The sequence below is a fragment of the Flavobacterium esculini genome (assembly GCF_048284325.1).
GTDB lineage: Bacteria > Bacteroidota > Bacteroidia > Flavobacteriales > Flavobacteriaceae > Flavobacterium.
In genome coordinates this window covers 245143-266812 of record NZ_JBLVPI010000001.1, presented here as the reverse complement: position 1 = coordinate 266812, position 21670 = coordinate 245143, and the positions used below count along the sequence as shown (strand labels likewise).

The 21670-nt window shown below is 34.3% G+C and carries 19 protein-coding genes; 9 read left to right on the top strand and 10 right to left on the bottom strand.

Translation table 11 applies throughout. From position 1 onward, the window contains the following. Nucleotides 1-129: 129 nt before the first annotated feature. From ACNQGG_RS01135 to ACNQGG_RS01125, 3 genes are all read left to right on the top strand, one after another. Nucleotides 130-978: a class I SAM-dependent methyltransferase gene (locus ACNQGG_RS01135; RefSeq protein ID WP_417960720.1), complete on the top strand. Its 849-nt coding sequence runs from the start codon at nt 130-132 to the stop codon at nt 976-978. Nucleotides 979-1293: 315 nt separating this feature from the next. Further along, the gene (locus tag ACNQGG_RS01130; RefSeq protein WP_039109376.1) at nt 1294-1854 is read left to right on the top strand and encodes an OmpH/Skp family outer membrane protein; all 561 of its coding nucleotides are present in this window, start codon (nt 1294-1296) and stop codon (nt 1852-1854) included. A 295-nt stretch (nt 1855-2149) separates the two neighbouring features. Continuing rightward, the gene (locus tag ACNQGG_RS01125; protein ID WP_417960718.1) at nt 2150-4420 is read left to right on the top strand and encodes a helix-turn-helix domain-containing protein; all 2271 of its coding nucleotides are present in this window, start codon (nt 2150-2152) and stop codon (nt 4418-4420) included. A gap of 45 nt (nt 4421-4465) precedes the next feature. On the opposite strand, the gene ACNQGG_RS01120 is transcribed toward ACNQGG_RS01125, so the two are convergent. Then, the gene (locus tag ACNQGG_RS01120) at nt 4466-5410 is read right to left on the bottom strand and encodes an HU domain-containing protein (RefSeq protein WP_417960716.1); all 945 of its coding nucleotides are present in this window, start codon (nt 5408-5410) and stop codon (nt 4466-4468) included. 179 nt (nt 5411-5589) lie between these two features. Here ACNQGG_RS01120 and dprA point away from each other — a divergent pair, with 179 nt between their 5' ends. Beyond that, a complete protein-coding gene (gene dprA / locus ACNQGG_RS01115; protein WP_417960714.1) occupies nt 5590-6711 on the top strand; it encodes a DNA-processing protein DprA in 1122 nt (373 codons plus the stop codon). A gap of 41 nt (nt 6712-6752) precedes the next feature. Here dprA and ACNQGG_RS01110 read toward each other — a convergent pair whose 3' ends face one another. Continuing rightward, the gene (locus ACNQGG_RS01110; RefSeq protein WP_417960712.1) at nt 6753-7175 is read right to left on the bottom strand and encodes a hypothetical protein; all 423 of its coding nucleotides are present in this window, start codon (nt 7173-7175) and stop codon (nt 6753-6755) included. A 6-nt stretch (nt 7176-7181) separates the two neighbouring features. Next, entirely contained in the window at nt 7182-8153 is a 972-nt protein-coding gene (gene trpS, locus ACNQGG_RS01105; protein WP_417960710.1) for a tryptophan--tRNA ligase, read from the bottom strand. A 136-nt stretch (nt 8154-8289) separates the two neighbouring features. Between trpS and ACNQGG_RS01100 the strand changes: the two genes are divergently transcribed. Then, a complete protein-coding gene (locus ACNQGG_RS01100) occupies nt 8290-9045 on the top strand; it encodes a lysophospholipid acyltransferase family protein (RefSeq protein ID WP_417960708.1) in 756 nt (251 codons plus the stop codon). Here ACNQGG_RS01100 and ACNQGG_RS01095 read toward each other — a convergent pair. The 7 genes from ACNQGG_RS01095 to ACNQGG_RS01065 form a co-directional block, all read right to left on the bottom strand. Beyond that, nucleotides 9029-10456, bottom strand: coding sequence for a hypothetical protein (locus tag ACNQGG_RS01095; protein WP_417960706.1), 1428 nt, complete (start codon nt 10454-10456; stop codon nt 9029-9031). The genes ACNQGG_RS01100 and ACNQGG_RS01095 overlap by 17 nt on opposite strands. Next, nucleotides 10453-10995 carry an RNA polymerase sigma factor gene (locus ACNQGG_RS01090; protein WP_417960704.1) on the bottom strand — a complete coding sequence of 181 codons (543 nt, stop codon included), beginning with the start codon at nt 10993-10995 and terminating at the stop codon, nt 10453-10455. Before ACNQGG_RS01090 ends, ACNQGG_RS01095 begins: the two co-directional genes overlap by 4 nt. 17 nt (nt 10996-11012) lie before the next feature. After that, nucleotides 11013-11426: a hypothetical protein gene (locus ACNQGG_RS01085; RefSeq protein WP_417960702.1), complete on the bottom strand. Its 414-nt coding sequence runs from the start codon at nt 11424-11426 to the stop codon at nt 11013-11015. Nucleotides 11427-11560: 134 nt separating this feature from the next. Beyond that, entirely contained in the window at nt 11561-12568 is a 1008-nt protein-coding gene (gene recA, locus ACNQGG_RS01080) for a recombinase RecA (protein WP_035674074.1), read from the bottom strand. Nucleotides 12569-12774: 206 nt separating this feature from the next. Continuing rightward, nucleotides 12775-13284 carry an acyl-CoA thioesterase gene (locus tag ACNQGG_RS01075; protein WP_417960700.1) on the bottom strand — a complete coding sequence of 170 codons (510 nt, stop codon included), beginning with the start codon at nt 13282-13284 and terminating at the stop codon, nt 12775-12777. Nucleotides 13285-13325: 41 nt separating this feature from the next. Further along, nucleotides 13326-13709, bottom strand: a complete 384-nt coding sequence (locus ACNQGG_RS01070; RefSeq protein ID WP_417960698.1) for a DoxX family membrane protein — start codon at nt 13707-13709, stop codon at nt 13326-13328. Between the two features lie 5 nt (nt 13710-13714). Then, nucleotides 13715-14863: a DNA polymerase III subunit gene (locus ACNQGG_RS01065; RefSeq protein ID WP_417960696.1), complete on the bottom strand. Its 1149-nt coding sequence runs from the start codon at nt 14861-14863 to the stop codon at nt 13715-13717. A gap of 465 nt (nt 14864-15328) precedes the next feature. On the opposite strand from ACNQGG_RS01065, the gene ACNQGG_RS01060 reads away from it, so the two are divergent. The 4 genes from ACNQGG_RS01060 (at nt 15329) to ACNQGG_RS01045 (ending at nt 21662) form a co-directional block, all read left to right on the top strand. Further along, nucleotides 15329-15772 (top strand): hypothetical protein, encoded by a 444-nt coding sequence (locus tag ACNQGG_RS01060; RefSeq protein WP_417960694.1) that lies wholly within the window; start codon nt 15329-15331, stop codon nt 15770-15772. A gap of 186 nt (nt 15773-15958) precedes the next feature. Further along, the gene (locus ACNQGG_RS01055; protein ID WP_417960692.1) at nt 15959-17248 is read left to right on the top strand and encodes a hypothetical protein; all 1290 of its coding nucleotides are present in this window, start codon (nt 15959-15961) and stop codon (nt 17246-17248) included. A gap of 105 nt (nt 17249-17353) precedes the next feature. Next, nucleotides 17354-18805, top strand: coding sequence for a T9SS type B sorting domain-containing protein (locus ACNQGG_RS01050; RefSeq protein WP_417960690.1), 1452 nt, complete (start codon nt 17354-17356; stop codon nt 18803-18805). Between the two features lies 1 nt (nt 18806). After that, on the top strand, nt 18807-21662 hold the full coding sequence (locus tag ACNQGG_RS01045) for a PorP/SprF family type IX secretion system membrane protein (RefSeq protein WP_417960688.1): 2856 nt from the start codon (nt 18807-18809) through the stop codon (nt 21660-21662). Nucleotides 21663-21670 lie beyond the last annotated feature (8 nt).

The following is a 21670-nucleotide window of genomic DNA, read 5'->3' as shown; positions in this document are numbered from 1 at the left end:
AGTTTGCGGTCTCAGTGTTCAGTAAAAATGAATACTCAACAATACGTTCCACGTGAAACAAAATCAAATTTGCATTATATATAAAGGGATTCAGCTGCAAACTGCGACTGAAAACTGAAAACTAACATTATGGATATTTCAAACAAAAAGCATTTTTTAACCGTTAAAGATTATTCCGTTTCTCAAGAAACATTTGATTTATATCATGACGAAGCGTTGGATATGTTAATCACGTATCCGCAACCCAGTTTAGAAAATTTAGGGAAGTATTACGAAAGTGTGGATTATATTTCCCATACAGACAGTAAGCGATCTTTGTTTGAAAAAGCATATCATTTTGTAAAAAGCATCGCGCTAAAAAACAAGCTGAATTTAATTAATTCGCTACAACCGAATAAAGGAAGCATTTTAGATATTGGTGCAGGAACTGGAGATTTTTTATCGGTGGCCAAAGAAAATGGTTGGCATACGATAGGAGTGGAGCCAAGTGATAAAGCTAAAGCGATTGCAAAACAGAAAGGTGTTTCATTTGTTGGTGAAACGAGTGAATTAGAAAGTCATTCTTTTGACGTCATTTCGATGTGGCATGTTCTAGAACACGTTCCTGATTTAGACGAGCAACTAAAAGAATTAAAACGCTTATTGAAACCAAAAGGAACTTTAATAATTGCGGTTCCAAATTTCAAATCTTTCGACGCAAAATATTACGGAAAGTTTTGGGCGGCTTACGATGTGCCAATTCATTTTTGGCATTTTTCGAAAAAGGCAATAAAAATGCTTTTCGAAAAAAAAGAAATGCAATTGGTAAAAGTGCTTCCTATGAAATTTGATTCTTTTTATGTGAGCTTGCTTTCCGAAAAATATAAAACAGGGAAAATGAATTTCATCAAAGCCTTTTTCGTCGGGTTGCAATCCAATTGGGAAGCGACGAGTGATTTTGAGTATTCCTCGCACATTTATATCTTAAAAAACAACTAAAAAGGATTTTAAGTCCGTTTAAACGACGTTTTTCAAGAGAATAGAAGTGTTGCTGGATTTTTAAACTAATTCGTTTATTTAAAAGATATGAGGTTCGTTTTTAATAGTTACAAATTATACATTTATCAATTATAATAATAAAATCTTATATCATAAATATTTTGCATTTTTCAAACTTTATGTCAATGCTATCTATTTTTTTATATTTTTGTCACCAATACTTAAAACTAGAAATTCACCAAAATGAAATCGAAGATTCACGACACGAGCGTTAGCGAACTGGCAACGCAATACCAAAAAAGAAATTTTAAAAATATGAGTAAAATAGCATTAGTAATTATCGCACTTTCAATTTCAATTGTATCTTGTAACAAACCAGCAGCGGAAGTTAAGGAAGTAAAAACAGCTTACGTAGATACTTCAGTGTTGATGAAAGAATATACAGAAGCAAAAGATCTAGAAGCAAAATATAAAGCTAAATCAGAAGAGAAAGGAAGACAGCTAGAAGCTGAAATTAATCGTTTCAAACAAGAAGCAGCAGGTTTTCAAGCACAAGCACAGGCTAACGGTCAAGCTTGGGCACAACAAAAAGGAGCTGAATTGCAAAAAAGAGAGCAACAATTAGGTGCTGCGCAACAACAATTAGCACAAGAGTTGCAACAAGAAAGCGGAAAAGAAATGGATTCGTTGGTTAGCGGTGTAAAAAAATTCATCAAAACCTACGGTAAAGAAAAAGGATACTCTTACATCTACGGAACAGGCGACGCAGCTTCAATTTTGTATGCTGAAGACAAATATGATATCACAAAAGAAATCATTAAAGAATTGAACGATAAATACAAATCTGCAACTCCAAAAGAAGAAGCTAAAAAATAATTTTTTATATTAATTCAAATGAATGCCTTCGTCTAAAATTTAGATTGGAGGCATTTTTTTTGAAGCAATTTCCCGCTATTCGCTACAATCTATCGTTTAGAATGCGTTTTTTCTTACCCATTAAAGGAGCTTCCTGCGGTCGCTCTTTTCCGGCTAGAAAAAATCACTTTCTAAATCTCGAGGATTTCCGCTGCTATCGGGGCTAAAAAATTGTGGAATCAAGACATAAATTGTCTTCCAAAAATTAAAATATGAATCCTATTTTCAATACTTTAGCTTTATATATATACGCCTAATGCAAACAATTTCTGAAGCCGCCGCCTACACCTTACGATTCATCAATCAAACCCATCGATCCGTTTTCCTTACCGGAAAAGCAGGAACTGGAAAGACCACCCTTTTACGCGAAATTATCCAAACTACGCACAAGAATACTGTTGTTGTTGCGCCTACGGGAATTGCCGCGTTAAATGCGGGCGGTGTAACGATACATTCCATGTTTCAGTTGCCGTTTGGAGGATTTATTCCCGATAATTCATCCCCTCAATTTTCAGAAAGTACCAAATTTGAAACCAAAGCTACTTTGCGCAGGCATTTCAAAATGAGCGGTTTGAAGAAATCTGTAATCCGCAATATGGAATTGTTGGTAATTGATGAAGTCAGTATGCTTCGCGCTGATTTATTGGACGCCATGGATTATATGATGCAAACCGTCCGTAAAAAAAGTACCCCTTTTGGTGGCGTTCAAGTATTGTTTATTGGTGATTTATTACAATTGCCTCCGGTAATCCGGGATGAAGAATGGAGAACTTTAAAAACATATTACAAAGGGAAATTCTTTTTCCATTCCCATGTTGTACAGCAAAATCCACCGTTATACATTGAACTATCCAAGATTTTTCGTCAGACCGATGATACTTTTATTGCAGTTTTAAACAACCTGCGAAACAACCAGATTTCTCAAGAAGATATACAAACTTTAAATCAATACGTAAAACCGGATTTTGATTTAAAAGCCAATAAAGGATACATTACTTTAACCACGCATAACAATAAAGCGGATTCCATGAATGCGCAGGCTTTGGAAGATTTAGAGGGAAAGTTGGTGGTTTATAAACCAGATATTGTGGGAGACTTTCCTGAAAAAATATTCCCTGTGGAAGAACAGTTGCAATTGAAGGTAGGTGCACAAATAATGTTTGTCAAAAACGATTTATCCTTTGATAAAAATTATTTCAACGGAAAAATGGGCGTTGTCAAATCGCTTTCCAGTCATGAAATTTTGGTTCATTTTCCAGAAGAAAACAAAACGATAGAAGTCGAAAAGTACGAATGGCAAAACATTCGCTACAAAGTAGACGAAATGACCAAAGAGATAGAAGAAGAGGTTTTGGGAACTTTTGTTCATTACCCGATAAAATTAGCTTGGGCGATAACGGTACATAAAAGCCAAGGATTGACCTTTGATAAAGCTGCGCTCGATGTTTCGCAAGTTTTTCTTCCAGGACAAGCATATGTGGCATTATCACGTTTGCGCTCGTTAGAAGGGCTTATTTTGCTTTCTCCGCTGCGAATGAATGGGATTTCTAATGATCAGGACGTGATGGATTATTCACTCAATAAAGCTTCGGATTCATTTTTAGAAAATGCACTGCACTTTGAAACTAAGAATTTCATCCATAATTATTTGATTAACAGCTTCGATTGGGGCGATTTAGCTCAGGAATGGCGCAATCATAGATTCAGCTATTCGGAAAAATCAGAAAGTTCAGAGAAATCCAAACATGCGGTTTGGGCCAAAAAGCAAACGGAAATCATCGAACAACTTTTGGACCCATCCAAAAAATTCATATCCCAATTGAATAAGCTTTTCAGCCAAGAAACCGCCGATTTAAACCACATTTCGGAAAGAATACAAGCGGCATTTGGTTATTTTCTGGAACCAATGGATGATTTGGTTTTTGAAATCCTTTGGAAACTGGAAGAAGTAAAGCGCATCAAGAAAGTAAAAGCTTTTTATGATGAATTAATCGTTTTGGAAGAATTGCAGTCCAAAGCCGTTTTGCGATTAATGAAAGCCAAATTATTGATAGAAACCGTTGTTGCAGGTGAAACCATCTCTAAAGAGAAATTGACTTCGTCAGAAATTAAAAACTACATCAGCCGAAAAACGGAAGCGATTCAAAATCAATTCAAGAAATTAAATATCACTTTGATTGATGATGATAAAGATATTGAGCGTTACACTTCAAAAAAGAAATCAGATAAAAAAGAAACTAAGAAATCTACCGTTCAGGAAACCTATGAATTGTGGCTGGAGAAGAATTCGGTTGCAGAAATCGCTGCCATCAGAAAACTGACCATACAAACTATCGACGGGCATTTAGTGCGGCTTATTCAAGCAGGGACCATTGCCATTACCGATGTTTTACCTGAAGATAAGCTACGGGAACTTGCAGAAGCTTTTAGAGGCTATAAAGAGGAATCTTTGAATAATTTGAAAGAACAAGTAGGCGAGAAATTTACGTGGGACGAACTGAAAATGTTTAAAGCGAGTTTGAATTAAGTATTTACAAAAAAACCTATTCGATTTGAATAGGTTTTTTTGTATTTATAAGGATTGAATTAATATCCAAGCTTCTGGATTGTGCTTTTTCTGAATTTCAGATTGTGCTTTTTGCGCTTCTGCAAAAGTAGAATAGCTTCCGTAAAGTACAGGAAACAATCCATGTTTATTAGGAGCAATGCGACGTGCGTTGTATCCTAAATGTATTAATTGATTAAAGGTTTTATCTGCATTTTTTTCTTCTCTATAAACCCCAGCCATAATGTGATACGGCATTTTTACCTCCTTAACGGCTGATTTAACTGATAATGTTACAGCTGGAACTGGACTTTTGATAAAGAAAGTAGCTTCCTGAATTTTATTTTGTACTTGTTTTTGAACAGCAGTTTCAACAAGCATTGTTTCTGAGGCGATTTGGTTTTGGTAAATAGAATAACCAACACTTCCGGTAAGACCTAATCCTAATACAAAAATCGCGGCATATTTCAAATATGGACTTGCTGTTCTTGTTTCAGGAACCAATTGAATTGTTTCTTTTTCTTCGATTGCTTCCAACTCTTTTTCGAAGAGTTCTCTTTTTACAAGAGGAGACACGAAAGGAGCTAAACCGAAAGAACTTGACAAATAATTAGTTTGATTGTAAGGTTTGAAAACCAAATTATTATCGGCATTCAAAGAAAGATCGCCTATGTTTTTTATAGACAGGTTGTTTTCTTCTAATGCTTTTTTCCAAGTAAAAACTTCATACTGAATAGCACTTACGGCATATTCATAAGATGTTTTTTCAGCTTGAGCAATATGATTCGCTAATAAGCCATCATTATTCTTTAGATTAGCATTAAAAGAAATTATTTTTTTTGGAGGAGAAAATGAATTCGTGCTTTCGTTGAGTTGAGCCGATTGAGTTTCGGTCAAAAAAGCTCCGAATCCCGGAACGGTTACACATTGATAACGGTATAAAAGCTGTGCGATGTATAGTTCGATTTTCATATTTACAAAGTTATACAACGAAAATAGTTATCAAAATTTTATTCACAATTTTTATTAACAATCCGCTTTCAATTTCAAATGGTTAATCGTTTATTTGTTAAATCGTTTAATCGGCAAAATGTTTATTAGTTTAATCGTCTAGGGGACAATATGGTTAAACAACCAAACAAATAAAAACTATGTTAGAACAAGATTTATTTTATTTATTGGCATTGCAAAGAGTAGAAGGCGTGGGCGATATTATGGCCAAAAAACTGATTACACATTGCGGAAGTGCCGAAGAAGTCTTCCATACAAAGACAGGACAACTCGCCGGCATTGATGGTGTGGGTTCTATGTTACTGAAAAATATAAAAGACAAATCAGTTTTTGAAAAAGCGAATCATGAGCTTCAATACATAAAATCGAATGAGATTAATGTCGCTTATTTTCAAGATGAAGGATATCCGGAACGGTTGAAACATTGTGTCGATGGCCCGCTTTTATTATTTACCTCAGGGAATATCAACTTAAAAAATAAAAAAATAATCAGCATTGTGGGGACGCGTCAAATCACTTCTTATGGGATAGAATTTTGCAGAAAACTGATAGAAGATTTGGCACCGCTCGATCCCATCATTGTAAGTGGTTTTGCTTATGGGGTGGATATTGTTGCGCATCAACTGGCAATGGAACATAATTTACAAACGATAGGAGTTGTGGCGCATGGTTTGAACCAAATTTATCCTAAACCCCATAAAAAGTACGTCGCCAAAGTAGAACAAAACGGTGGTTTCATGACCGAGTTTTGGAGTTCCTCGAATCCTGACAAAGAAAATTTTGTTCGAAGAAACAGAATCGTTGCAGGAATGTCTGAGGCGACTATCGTGATAGAATCAGCCGATAGAGGCGGTTCATTAATCACGGCAAATATGGCGAATGATTATAACCGTGATGTTTTTGCCGTTCCGGGTCGTGTTACCGATAAATACAGCCAAGGTTGCAATAATCTGATAAAAACCCAAAAAGCAAATGTGCTCACCAGCGCCGCCGATTTAATTTATATCTTGAATTGGGACTTGGAAGGGATTGCTTCGGAAACTCGCAATGACAAAAAACCGGTACAAAAACAATTGTTTGTGACTTTAGAAGACGACGAACAAAAAGTGTATGATTACCTTTTAAAAACCGGAAAAGAATTAATGGATATTATTGCCTTGCGGTGTGATTTTCCTATTTATAAAATTTCAGGAATGCTGTTGAACATGGAACTCAAAGGTGTGATTCGGCCGTTGCCGGGGAAATTGTTTGAGGCAATATAAAAAAGTAGTCTCAAGGACATGAAACTGCTTTTTTATATTTTTTATTCTTTAGGTTTATTAATTACTTTTATTCTGGTTATAATAAGTTTTCCATATTTTTCAGCATCTTCTTTAGTCCAAACAGTTTCTTTTCCTTTAGGTCTTTTTTCATATTGCCAATCTATTGGGTCTTTTACATATACGTATAGTGCCACATGATCTTCCCAGACTCCCTGATTCTTTTTCCATTGTTCAGGCGTTCTAAATCTAAAAGCGAAATATTGTAATCCTTCTTCATTGGTTCCATAACCCGTTTTTATTTCGGGTTTGATTTCCTTCAGCAAATCATTTAACGGTTTATTAATAAATTGTTGCTCATTTGTTTTTAATAAATAAGCATCTTTAGTTGTTTGCACCATTTGTGGTTTGCAACTGCTGTTTATTAAAATGAATAATAATGCAAAAAATTTAAGTGTGTTTTTCATCTGATTTTACTCAAACCCTAGTTTTTCTCTCACTCTACTCAAAACACCACTGGCAACAACTGCTGCTTTTTCGGCTCCTTTTTTGAGTAAAGCGTCTACTTCAGGGAGATTGTTGATGTAGTAATTGTATTTTTCTCTTTCGGTTTTGAATGTTTCTGTTATCAATTCAAATAAGGCTTGTTTGGCATGACCGTAACCGTAATTTCCGCCCAAATAATTGGCTTTCATAATGGCAAGTTGTTCTTCATTTGCTAATAAAGAATAAATAGCAAAAGCATTACACGTATCTGGATTCTTAGGTTCTTCAAGTGGTGTACTGTCGGTTTCAATGCTCATCACTTGTTTGCGCAAGGCTTTGTCATCCAAGAAAATATTGATAATATTATTGGCAGATTTACTCATTTTTCCACCATTTGTTCCAGGAATAAGCATGCTGTCTTCTTGAATTTTGGCTTCAGGAATTACAAAAGTTTCTCCCATCTGGTGGTTGAAACGAGACGCTACATCGCGTGTAATTTCAAGGTGTTGCAATTGATCTTTTCCTACGGGAACAAACTCGGCGTCGTATAATAAAATATCAGCAGCCATCAACATTGGATAGGAAAACAAACCAGCGTTTACATCTTCCAGCCTGTCGGCTTTGTCTTTGAAAGAATGCGCTAATGTCAAGCGTTGAAAAGGAAAAAAACAACTTAAATACCAAGATAACTCGGCTGTTTGGGGCACATCTGATTGTCTGTAGAAAACTACTTTGTCTACATTTAATCCACAAGCCAACCAAGCGGCAGCCGTGCTGTAGGTATTTGCTCTTAAAGTTTCTCCGTTTTTTATTTGTGTTATCGAATGTAAATCGGCAATGAAAAGGAACGATTCGTTTTCCGGATTATCAGATAATGCTATTGCTGGAATGATTGCGCCAAGTAAGTTGCCTAAATGTGGTGTTCCTGTGCTTTGAACACCTGTAAGTATTTTTGCCATTATGATTTTATTTACCGCAAAGGTTGCAAAGTTTTTCGCAAAGTTCACAAGGTTTTTTAAGTTTTTACAGTATTAAATAGTTTTCAAATTTAATTTTTTTAATAATAGTATCATATGATTCCTTATTTTTGAACTTATGAGAGGAATGAAAATTATTTTTTGGTCGTTATGGCGTGTGTGGTTTTATGTTTTGATGGCTATTCCCATAATTGTAATGTTTCCTTTTTTAGTATTATCAATCTTGACGGAAAGCGGGTATCCCTATTTTTTTAAGATGGCTCGAATTTGGGCAAAATTCATTCTTTTTGGAATGGGTTTTTATTATAAAATAGATAAAAACCAAGCATTAGAATCTCATAAAAGTTATATGATTGTTGCCAATCATACCTCAATGGCCGATATTATGCTGATGCTTGCCACAATTAAAAACCCTTTTGTTTTTGTAGGCAAAAAAGAATTGTCAAGAATTCCTTTGTTTGGATTTTTCTACAAAAGAACCTGTATTTTGGTGGATAGAAGTTGTTCTAAAAGTAAAATGGAAGTTTTTAATCGGGCACAAAAAAGGATAAATCAAGGATTAAGTATTTGTATTTTTCCTGAAGGTGGCATTCCGGATGATGAATCCGTTTTGTTAGACTCTTTTAAAGATGGTGCTTTTAGATTGGCAATTGATCATGAAATTCCCATTGTCCCTATTACTTTTGCAGACAATAAAAAAAGATTTTCCTATACCTTTTTCAGTGGAAGTCCGGGGCTTATGCGAGTAAAAGTTCATTCGCATGTGGACACTTTAGGCAAAACGGGATTGGATAGAAAAGAAATTCGCGAGGAAGTACGAGAAATAATCCATACCCAATTAATCGCTTTTGATTCCATTAAAAATTATAAATAATCCCGGAATACAGTCCAATAAAAATTGGTTTATAATCTCCATAGTCTTTGGAATAGGTATTCAATTGATACTTTACCATGGGTTCAAAATTAATTTGAAAAGACTTTACCAATTGGTACTTAAATCCCAATCCAACATTAGTACTAAAATGGATTTCGTTCAAATTTGTAGCTTCTCCTAATTTTACATTAGTGTTAGAGGAAACTAATGATATTTTATTCTGATTTAAAAATAATGTACTAATTCCTCCAATTACGTTAATACCAAATTTCTTGTTTAAAAGCGCATATGAAAGTTCGAGCGGTACTTCATAATAGCCCATTTTTTGATTTAGTGAACCAGTATTTGTTTTTTGTAGGCCTTTTTCAAAAGAGATTAGTGTGTTAAGGGCAGTTTCGGTTTTAATTTCGATTAATTGGTTTGAACTATAATTAATATACGCCAAACTCTTGTTTGATAATCCTGCGGAATAGACAACGTTATTAGTGTTGTATCCTAATGTAAGCTTGTTAATTCCGGATCGTAAGATAATTTTTTTCGAAACAGCATAATTTACCCCAATACCAAAACTTAGGCTGTTATCGGCCGTTTTTTGGTTTTTTGAGAATTGAGGGTCAATAGCCGATCCAACTGAATTTGAGTTCAGATACACTGCGCCTACATTAGGTACAATTTGCCATTTGTTGTTATTAAGAACTACAGTTTGTTTTTCGGGTGCTTTCTTTTTTAGAATTTCCTCTAATTCGTTTGGAGATTCCGGAATAATTGAAGGCTGTTTTTTAGATTCGCTTACCACAGTTTTAGCTTCCTCATTCGCTTGTAGTACTTTTTTTTCTAAAACTTGATTTTGAATGTTCTCAAACGTGTTTGGGTTTGTAGTACTTTTTTTATCTGTAATTAATGAGCTGTAATCGATCTCAGCTTTAGTTTGTTTTAGCGGTGGATGATTTTTTGAGAAATAAAGGTTAGTATTATTTTGATTTTTCTTTTTGTGAGCAATGGTTTTTGATGGAGTAAAAATTGTAGTTTCTTTTTCATGGTTGATAACGATTTTGGGGTTAGTTATTACTATTTGTTGACTATTTTTTATCTCGTATGGTTTTCTCTCTTTTTCAATTTTATTTGGAAGTAACTTGTTTTGATTGGATTTTTTGTCTAAAGTTTTGGTGTCTAAAACGATACTGTTTTTAGTTTCAGTATTCGTTTTGAAGACCATTTTTAAAGCAAATAAGCCTAAAATAAAGGCAGCGGCAATTCCTGAAAATCGCATCCAAAACGGAATTATTTTTCGTTTTTTTTCCTTTTTCTTTAAAGCCGTTTCTATGTTTATCCAAACTTGATCGTTTGGTTCTGCTTCAAAATCTTTAAATCTTTCTTGAAACAGTCGGTCTATATTTTTTTTGTCGTTCATTTTGCCAATGACTTTATTTCAATTCTTGTATGTGCTTCTATTTTCTCTTTTAAAATCAACCGTGCCCTGGCAAGATTGGATTTTGTGGTTCCTGTTGTTATTTTAAGCATTTCTGCAACCTCTTTATGAGAATAACCATCGAGAACGTACAGGCTGAAGACTAATCTATATTGATCAGGTAATTCTTGGATGATTCGCATTAAATATTCAATTGGGATATTCTCGTCGTCAATTTCAATAGCTGTATCTGGAATATTTTCATTGATAACCTCCATATACCGGACACCTTTGTATTTTTGGAGTGCATTGTTTATCATTATTCTTTTGGCCCAGCCTTCAAAAGATCCTTTGCCGCTAAACTGGTCTATTTTTCTGAAAATAATTAAAAAACCATCTTGTAAATTGTCCTGGGCATCAGCATAATTACTGGAATACTTCAAGCATACCCCAAAAAACTTTTTAGAAAACAATTGATACAATTGTTCTTGAGCTTTGGAGCAACTTTTTTTACAGTCATTAATTATTTGATCTAATCCCACAGAATTTATTCTATTTGTTAGTTGACTACAGGAACTTCTACTTCTTCAAAAAGGTCTGTACCAGCGGCATCTTTTCCTTTGTAAAATTTGAAAATATAGGAACCGGTGTTTGTTACGTAAAAATTAAAAGAAGCTTCTGAAGGTTCTGGGATGGATTGTATACAAACTTGGTTATTGTTTATACTTGTTTGAATGGCTACGGTTCGTGTATTTAGGTTTTTACTGTAATAAATACCTTGAAAAGAATGGCATGAAGAAGGTTTTGTGTATTTTAATTTTATTTCATAGGTATTTCCCAATGCAAATTTATCGGGTAAGGTATAACTATCAACAGGAAGGACTTCATAGGTAAAGGAATCTCGATTGTCATCACCAATGGTACATCCTATCAGAGTTGTAATTAGTAGGATAAAAAGGGCAAATTTCTTCATTTTTTTCATTTTATAAATTTATACTAATCAGCTTCATCAAATTGAGGTTGAGGTTGTTTTTTAAAAGATATAAATTTTTGAAAAAGGTTGCGTGTAAAAATAAAAAAAACCCGAATAATTTCGGGTTTTAGTTTTTATGCTTCTGCTAATTCTTTTATTCTGGCTTTAATTTTTTCTTCTAATTCATCCGCTAATTCCGGATTGTCTTTTATCAAAGACTTAACAGCATCACGGCCTTGACCTAATTTAGTTTCACCATAACTGAACCAAGATCCCGCTTTTTTGATGATTTCAAATTCTACTGCAAGATCTAAAATTTCTCCTGTTTTTGAAATTCCTTCACCATACATGATGTCAAATTCAGCAATTTTAAATGGCGGAGCGACTTTGTTTTTCACCACTTTTACTTTGGTTCTGTTTCCAAGTACATTATCACCATCTTTTATTTGGGTTGAACGACGGATGTCTAAACGAACCGAAGCATAAAACTTCAATGCATTTCCTCCCGTTGTAGTTTCAGGATTACCGAACATTACTCCAATTTTCTCTCTTAACTGGTTAATAAAGAAAACGGTACAATGCGTTTTACTGATGGTTCCTGTTAATTTACGCAATGCCTGAGACATCAAACGCGCATGAAGACCCATTTTAGAATCTCCCATTTCCCCTTCAATTTCACTTTTTGGAGTCAAAGCAGCAACTGAGTCAATAACAACAATGTCAATTGCACCTGAACGAATCAGGTTTTCAGCAATTTCTAGAGCTTGTTCTCCATTATCAGGTTGAGAAATGATTAGGTTTTCGATATCTACGCCTAATTTCTCTGCATAATTTCTATCGAAAGCATGTTCCGCATCAATAAAAGCAGCAATTCCACCCGCTTTTTGAGCCTCAGCAATGGCATGAAGCGTCAAAGTTGTTTTTCCAGACGATTCTGGACCGTATATTTCAATGATTCTTCCTCTTGGATATCCTCCAACCCCTAATGCCAAATCGATTCCTAAAGACCCGGAAGAAATAGTTTCTACTTCCTCAATGGCTTTATCCCCCATTTTCATTACGGTTCCTTTTCCGTATGTTTTGTCTAGTTTGTCAAGCGTAAGTTGTAGCGCTTTTAATTTGGATTCTTTTTCTGTACTCATCTTCTCTTTTACCTTTTCTTTCATCTATTTGTATTATTTTATAACTGTAAGAAACTGACAGGGTGACTAATTATCCTGAAAATTTCGTTTATGTAAGACATATTTATTTTCGTAAAAATACTTCTTTTTTCAATGTAAATTTTCTCTTTCAAGAATATTTTCAAATCTAAATTTTAATAAAAAATAACAAGCTAATATTAAGATTATTATTGAAACAATGCCTTCAATTCTGTAGCGTCGTGAGGGTTCATTTTCCCGGCTAAAACTAAACTCAGCTGTTTGCGTCGTAATGCTGCATCAAAACGTTGTTTTTCCAGATCAGTTTCTGGGACTATTTGGGGCACTTCAACAGGTCTTCCGGTATCATCAACGGCTACAAAAGTATAAATGGCTTCATTGGCTTTGGTACGGTTTCCTGATTGTCTGTCTTCTACCCAAACATCAATAAATATTTCCATTGAACTTTTGAAAGCTCTGGAGACTTTGGCCTCCACATTTACCACACTTCCCAGTGGAATAGCTCTGTTAAACGCCACGTGATTTACGGATGCAGTCACAGTTATTCTTCGGGAATGTCTTCCGGCTGCAATACTCGCTGCGCGATCCATTCTGGCTAACAATTCGCCACCAAAAAGATTATTCAAAGGATTGGTTTCGCTCGGTAAAACCAAATCGGTTAATATCGTCAGGGATTCTGAAGGATGTTTTGGACTCATTTTTTTGTATAAAAAGTAATTGTTTTTTTAATAGTGTTGGTTTAGTTTAACCAATAAACGGCCAATATAGCGGGTATAAAATAGATAACAATGGTTCTGGCTCCATCATAATCTTTGGCCAATCTTTGGCCGAAAAGCAACATCAATAAAGTAATACAGGAGAAAACTGCTCCGTAAAAACCGAATATTCTGCCATTATTTACGAATAATTCAATGCAACCAACAACGCATAAAATACCAGAGATTAATTCTAAAATTAAAATATTCAGTAAAGCGAGAGGCACCTGATTTTTTAATTGTGTTTTAGCAAAATGACCTTTTAACCATTCTACATTATCTTTCCAATAAAAGAGCTTGTCATAACCGGATTGCAGAAAAGTAATCGCCAGAAAAATCAAAATTAAAATAGAAGTAATATTGTTCATTTTTTTTATTTTTTGTGAATTAAACGGGTTAGTTTTATAGATAAATCGGTTAAAATAATTTTAGCATTTCCGTTGCGTTCAATATGATACATCGCATCCGAAAGCTCTTTAAAAATATCATTTATATTGTTGCCATTTACAAAAGGCGCAAAATTCTCCAGTTTGAATTTCTCCACTTGCGGTTCCATATAAACCAAACTTGGGGTTTGATAATTCAACAACATGGCCTGACGGAACATATCGATACAAAAGTGTAAAAATTTCTTTTGGGTTTCCCTTCCTAAACTGGCAATTTGTTCGCTCCATTGAATCAAATCCTGTATGGCCGCTGCATTTCCTTTGGCTCTAAAAGCGGCTCGAACCCAGTCAACAAACCATTTTTCAAAAAAAACGGATTCACTGTCCGGTCGTAATAACTGCAGTGCTTTGTTATAATTTCCTTGTGCTTGATGCGCTATTTTTATAGCTGTTTTAGATTCTATATTTTCTCTTGAAATTAAAGTTTCTGAGATGACTTTTTCGCTCAAACCATTAAAATGCAAGGCCTGGCATCGGGAACGAATGGTTTGGATTATATCTTCTTCATTTTCTGAAATCAAGATAAAAACGGTTCTGTCCGTAGGTTCTTCGAGGAGTTTTAATAATTTATTGGAAGCGGCAATATTCAATTTATCGGCCATCCAAATAATCATTATTTTGTATCCTCCTTCATAGGATTTTAAAGCGAGTGATTTCAAGATTTCCTGAGCATCATCTACCCTTATTTCTCCTTGTTTATTTTTAACACCTAACAATTGGTACCAGTCGAACAAACTCCCGTACGGATTTTGGTTTAAAAACTCCCGCCATTCCGTGATAAAATCGATGCTTTTTGGTTTTGTTTTTACATCTTCGGTACTTACGGTTGGGTAAATAAAATGTAAATCCGGATGGGAGGTTTTTTGGAATTTGATGTTGCAAGCTTCGTTTAAACCCGAGTTTTCTGAGTTTTGATTGCTGCAGATAATGTATTGTGCATAAGCAATCGCCATGGGCAAAGTACCACTTCCCTCAGGACCAACAAATAATTGTGCATGGGGAATTCTGCCCAAATCCGCACTTTTTGTCAAATGACTTTTAATGTGTTCTTGTCCTAAAATTTCTGAAAATTGCATGAAGCAAAGATATAAGAAAATGGTTTAGTCTAAAATTTTAGGATGCAAAGTTTCAGGAAAAGTAATGTTACAAATGACATTATGTAAGTGCCTTTTTTAAGGTTAAAATTTAACTTTTTTAGGAAAAAAAAAGCTTAAAAAGGATAAAAAAGAGGGGTATTTATGAGAATTTAACAATGTCACTCTGTTGAAGTGTAGGTTAAATATTAATAAATGAAAAATTAGTTTGAGAAAATTAAATTTTCTTTTTAAAAGCTTTTATTATACAGTTGGAAAGTGTTAAACCCAATAATATCAACTTGTGTAATGAAAAATCCATCTATCCGATGAAACGTAAATTTGTTCGTTATAATACGTTTTTTTTTACATTTTGTAATCTTTTGTAATCAAAAAAAATATTGGTAAATTGCATTTTGAGTTTTATTGTATATTTTTGTTTGATAAATTAACTGGTAAATTTAAATTATGAAAGGGAAAATTATTTTTTTTAGTGTGTTTTTTTTGTTAGCGACAGGCGTGGTTTCAGCACAAGATAAAAATGCTCCTAAAAGTATTATTAGCATAAATGCTTTAATAAAAAAATACCATGACCAAAAAGAGTTACAAGGGATGAAAAAAGGAGAATTATTAGAACTTTATATTGAGCGTATAAAAGTTCTGGTAAAAACATTACCCTACATTGCTTTGGCTACTAAACCAGGAGTTACTATGACTGATCTGGGAATTCCAAATGATGCGGATAATAGAAAAACATTAGCTGATCAAGTCGAAAGTACTACAAGTTTTCTTGATGTAACAGTTGCGTTTCAAAGGAGAATGGTGCCTTATTCAGATACAGATAATTTAGTGGCAGCAATTCTATTTTATGAAAACACATTGAAATCATTACATGAATTCAATGATATGTAAGGATTACTTTAATTCCTTTTTAATGTTCATTCACAAGTGATTTAGAATATTGCCGCGATAATAGAATATTAATCTTTTTTAGACTAGCTATCGTGTATTCAGAGTAGTTCGAATAACTCATAACGTGTCTTTTTAATTTTATTAATTCAAATACTTTCTAAGTATCAATATTTAAATCTTTTAATCATGAAAAACTTTACTCAAAGTATATGGATGTTCTTTTTAGTGGTTTGTGGAGTAAGTGCACAGCAAGAAAAAGGGATAACGGGTTCTAGTAACTGGTTAAATAATTGGACAGAATTTAAACCTAACAAAACTGATTATGGTGAAGCAAATCAAATATTGTCAGGTAATATTACTGTTAACACAAAATTGTACAAGAAAAATATTTACTTATTACAGGGAAATGTTTACGTGACAAATAATGCGACTCTAACCATAGAGCCAGGGACTGTAATAATTGGGGATTTTGAATCTAGCGCTACTCTTATTATTACTAGAGGCGCTACTCTTATTGCCGAAGGTTTAGAGACGGACCCAATCGTTTTTACTTCTAACAGAAGTGTAAAAAAAGCAGGAGATTGGGGAGGGATAGTTCTATTGGGGGATGCACCAACGAATAAATTTGGAAATGTTTCAGCTATAAATTTTGGTTTAGATAATTCTTTGACTTCTTACGGAGGTACTAACGCAGGTAGTAATTCGGGTGTTTTAAAATTTGTAAGAATAGAATTTGCTGGAAAAAAAATTAAAGGTTTAGGTAACTTCAATGCGTTATTATTAGCGGGTGTAGGTAACAAAACAACATTAGAAAACATAATGATAAGTTATTCTGCGGGTGATTCCTTTGAAATATTTGGCGGTGAACTTTATTTGAATAAATTGGTTTCTTTTAAATCAAGTAGTGATGATTATAAATTTAATTTTGGAACACAATGCCGAATTGACAATTCGTTAGCAATTCGTTCTTCTTATTTAACAAGCAATACAGGCTCTCGATGTATAGATGTTGCTTCTTATGATAAAAAAGAAGAAGTTGATTTTAATAAAAAACAAACATTGGTTACTGCAACCAATTTAACATTGATTAATAACAGCGAAAATATAAGTGCTGATATTCAATCGGGCTTAGTTAAGGAAGCCGTATATATTGCGGAAAATGCTAATATCGATTTTAAAAGAAGTGTTATTTCTGGTTTTAACCCCGCAGTATTGTTGAATAATAAAATTGAAATTAACGGTGAGAATTTAAAAAAAATAAAATTTGAAGCAATGTATTTTAATTTTTGCAAAGGGAATATTTTTACAGAATATAATTCTAATAACGAAGATTTAGAGAATTGGTACGGCAATAGTGCGTTTTCTAATGTGTATTCTCAAAGTGATAATAAGGAAACATTTATTGACCTCATAAATGAAAAAAAGCCTGACTTTAGATTGCGAATTGCTAAAATAACCGCATTAAGCAATCATTAAAACAACTACTGTTTTTGAGTGATTTATCTCAAACAAAAGTTTAAATAATGAGGGACTATTAGTTATTATGTTTATGAATGCTATTAAATAAAGAATACATGCGGAATGACTACTATTGTAAATAAATATTTTTTTTATTTTTTATTTTTGGTTTTGCCTTTAACTAATAATGGTAATGCTCAGATAGTTATAGGGACTCCTAGTTTATCATTTAGTCAAATTTGTGCTAATTCCTCGTTTAATACTTTTAACGTAACTTTTTCTTTCTCACCAGTTTCGGGTTTGAATTCGACAAATCAATTTATAGTAGAATTATCAGATCCAAACGGAAGCTTTACCGGTCCCACTGTCGTTTTTACCTCTGGCGCGGGTACTGTTACAGTTTCTCCTGCAACTTTAACTTTTCCGGTGCCAACTACAACTGCCGGAGAAAAATATAGACTGAGAATTAAAAGCACAAGTCCAGCGTCCACGAGTCCTAATTCTTCTGCTTTTTCGGCCTATTATAAAGCTCAGGATACTCCGTTTTCCATTAACAATTTTGTTTCGACCGCTACTTATTGTTCTGGTGGGAGTTATGTTTTAACGATAGATAATCCCGGCACAGGATCAAACGATTCCCCATTAAAATACCCTTCATTAACCTATAATTGGTTTAAGGAACCGGGTTTAACTCCTATAGCTACAGGGCAAAGTTTAAGCGTGAACCAACCCGGAAAATATTATGTTGAGACTAATTATGGTTCTTGTACTTCAGATTCCTATTCCAACAGGGTAACCGTAAATGCGGCAACTTCTTCGGCTGCAACCACAATAACTTCCAGCCTTGGGAATCCTTTTTGTTCAAGTGCAGGTGCTACGACATTGACGACATCAGCAGGAAATAGTTACCAATGGTATAAAAATAATGTGGCTATATCAGGAGCAACAAGCCAAACTTATGCAACTAATCAGATAGGGGCCTATTCTGTAGCTGTCAATTTTGGTAGTTGTGTGGCTAATGCTGCTATCAATTTACAAAATTATCAATTCACCAGCAGTATCAACGTTCCAGATACAAATACTATTTCGCTGGAAGAAACTCTAGCAGTAATTGTAACCACATCAGCTTCGAATCCTGATTATAAATGGTATCTCAATGGAACTATTATTCCAGATGCCACAGGAAATACTTATGATGTGAAAAGTATAGGAAGTTATAAGGTAGTAATTACTCAAACTACTGGATGCGGTACTTCAAGTGAATTTCCTTTTACGGTAAACACTACAGTTGATCCCAATTCATTTCCGGATGTTGTAAACATACCAAATTTAATAAGTCCTAACGACGATGGTATAAATGACACCTGGATTATTCCTCAAGAATACGTAAGCGGAACAAATACTGAAGTGCTATTGTTTAGTTCGCAGGGAGAAATAGTGCTTAAAACAAATGATTATCAAAATAATTGGCCCGAAAACAAATTGGATTTTAAAAATGTCAATCAAGTGTATTATTACATAATAACCACCCAAGACAAAAAAGTAAAAAAGGGTTCAATAACGGTATTAAAATAATATGAGGAAAGCGTTACTATTCATAGTTTTTTTTTACGGTACACTTCAAATACTCTATTCTCAAGAGCATGAGGACGGAGTTGTTTCGTTTTCATTACCTATCAGAAATTCTTTGAAGTTTAATAAATTCCTTATAAATCCAACCTTTAGTTTTGTAAGAGAGCAGACTACAAATATCAGTTTTTATAATAAAAGGCAATGGGTTCAGTTTGATGATGCTCCGCAGACTTATTTAGCGAGCTATTCCGGAAGGTTTAGAGAGAATGAAGGAATCTCAATTGGATTATTCCAGCAAAATTATGGCGTTTTAACCACCTTTGGTGCTGTTGCAAATTTAGCTCATAATGTTATACTTCAAGAAGACAGTAATTTAACTTTTGGAATGAATGTAGGATTCTATAAAAGTGGCTTAAATAAATCCAAGGTTATCACAAATTATTCAGATCCATCATTAGAAAATATACCTTCAAATTCTTTAATTATGGTTAATCCCGGTATAAACTATGGAACCGCTTTTCTTGATTTTGGCCTATCCGTAAATAATTTGATCTTGTATAATCTTAAAACTTCTAAGATAATTGAAGACGATCCCGAAAAAAGCATCGAGGCCCACATAATGCATACGGGATATTTAGACACGTATGGTTTTTTTGATAAAAGTAAATTTTCTGCCTTACTTAAGACAGAGTTCAAGAAAGACAAAACTATCCTTTCAGGTTTAATGATGTTCGCCATTCCAAAAGGAGTATGGGCGCAAGCAGGGTATAATACTGTATATGGAATGTCTGGAGGAATAGGGATGAATATTACCCCAAAAATTTCTATTGAGTATAATTTCGAAAAAGCGACTGGCAATCTATCTAATTTTGGTTCTTCTCATGAAATAGTTTTTGCTTATAAATTTAAAAGTAATTCCTACTATTATGGTGATGATGAGGAAGAGGGTTCTATTATTACTCCTGTCGAAGCGAGAAAATCACGTTCTGTAGCACCAAAAGAATCAGCGATTTTATCCCCAATTGATGCTCAAAGATTGAAGGAACTTAAACTTGCCATGATTGCTGAGAAAGAAGAAATCCGATTGTTTAAACTGAAAGAAATTGCCGAAGCAAGAGCTAAACTAGCAGCTGATAACAAAGCCAAGTTGGATGCTGCAGCCTCTGCCAAACATGTGGATGCTGCAGCTATCAAAGCCAAATTAATTGCCGATGCTGCTGCCAAAGCCAAACTTACAACTAATCTTCAGGTGATAGCCAAACCGGTAACAGAGGCTAAAGCCAAGTTGGATCCTACTTCTAAACCCAAAGCCGATGCCCTTGCTCAGGCAAAATTAGCTGCGGATGCCAAAGCAAAATTAGCTGCTGCTAAAGCCAAAGCCGATGCGCTTACTCAAGCAAAATTAGCTTCGGACGCCAAAGTCAAAGCAGATGCTGACATGCAAGCAAAATTAGTTGCTGCTGCTAAAGCTAAAGCCGATGCGCTTGCTCAGGAAAAATTAGTTGCAGATGCTAAAGCCAAAGCCGATGCGCTTGCCCAAACAAAATTAGCTGCTGCTAAAGCCAAAGCCGATGCGCTTACTCAAGCAAAATTAGTTGCTGCTGCTAAAGCCAAAGCCGATGTACTTGCCCAAGAAAAATTAGCCGCTGATACGAAAGCCAAAGCAGATGCTGACGTGCAAGCAAAATTAGTTGCAGACGCCAAAGTTAAAGCCGATGCTCTAGCGCAAGCAAAATTAGCTGCGGATGCCAAAGCTAAAGCCGATGCGCTTGCTCAGGAAAAATTAGTTGCAGATGCTAAAGCCAAAGCCGATGCGCTTGCCCAAACAAAATTAGTTTCGGATGGTAAAGCTAAAGCCGATGCGCTTGCTCAGGCAAAATTAGCCGCTGATGTTAAAGCCAAAGCAGATGCTGACATGCAAGCAAAATTAGCCGCTGATGCTAAAGCCAAAGCAGATGCTGACATACAAGCGAAATTAGCTGCTACAGCTAAGGATTCGGACATTAAATCTATGGATAATTTGGCCAAATTAGTTGAAGATTCTAAGAACACACAACAGCAATTATTGACGCGACTCGATGCAACGGTCGCTAGTAAAGAAAAAGACCTTAAAGATTTAAAAGAGGAAAATGATTTAAGTGATAAAGGTATTTTAAGTGAGCCAAAACCGTTCAAAAGTGTGTCTGCTGAAAACAGTGCATTAGAAGCTTTAAAACTAGAAATAGCTGTGGTAAACAAAACTCAAAATGAAAAGATTATTGCGTTAGATAACTTATACAAAGAAAGAATCCAAAAAGTGCCTAATAAAAATGATGCAACAAATCAGTATTATTTAAAAACAATAGAATCACTAAAAGCAGAACAATTAAAAGTAATACAGGCAAATATGAATTTAATTTCTTCATTAGAAAAAATTAAGGCTGAGACCGAAATTGAGAAAAAGAGAAGAATTAAACGTGCAGGTTTTGAGAATGATCAAAGTAGGTATTTGAAAGATAAAGCGACATTAAGCCGAATAAAAGAGAAAACCCCTTTTAGCGCAATTCCTTTAAAGGCGGAAGATTTTGATTATGGTGATGAGCAGTCTAATATGCAAATTCTAAAAAATATTAAAAATGTCGAAAGTGGCTATTATTTAGTAGTTGCGGTCCATAATGATGTTGCTAAAAGAGATGATTTTTTAACAAAATCAGTAGCAGCGGGCCAATCAAATATAGATTTCTTTTATGATATCAATACAAGTAAATATTTTATTTACTACGACAAATTTGATACTATAGAACAAGCAAAAAAAGCATTACAAGCAAAAGGGAATAAGCCTTATAATAGTAAGATGTCTATAGCTAAAATTGAAAATTAATAAATAAA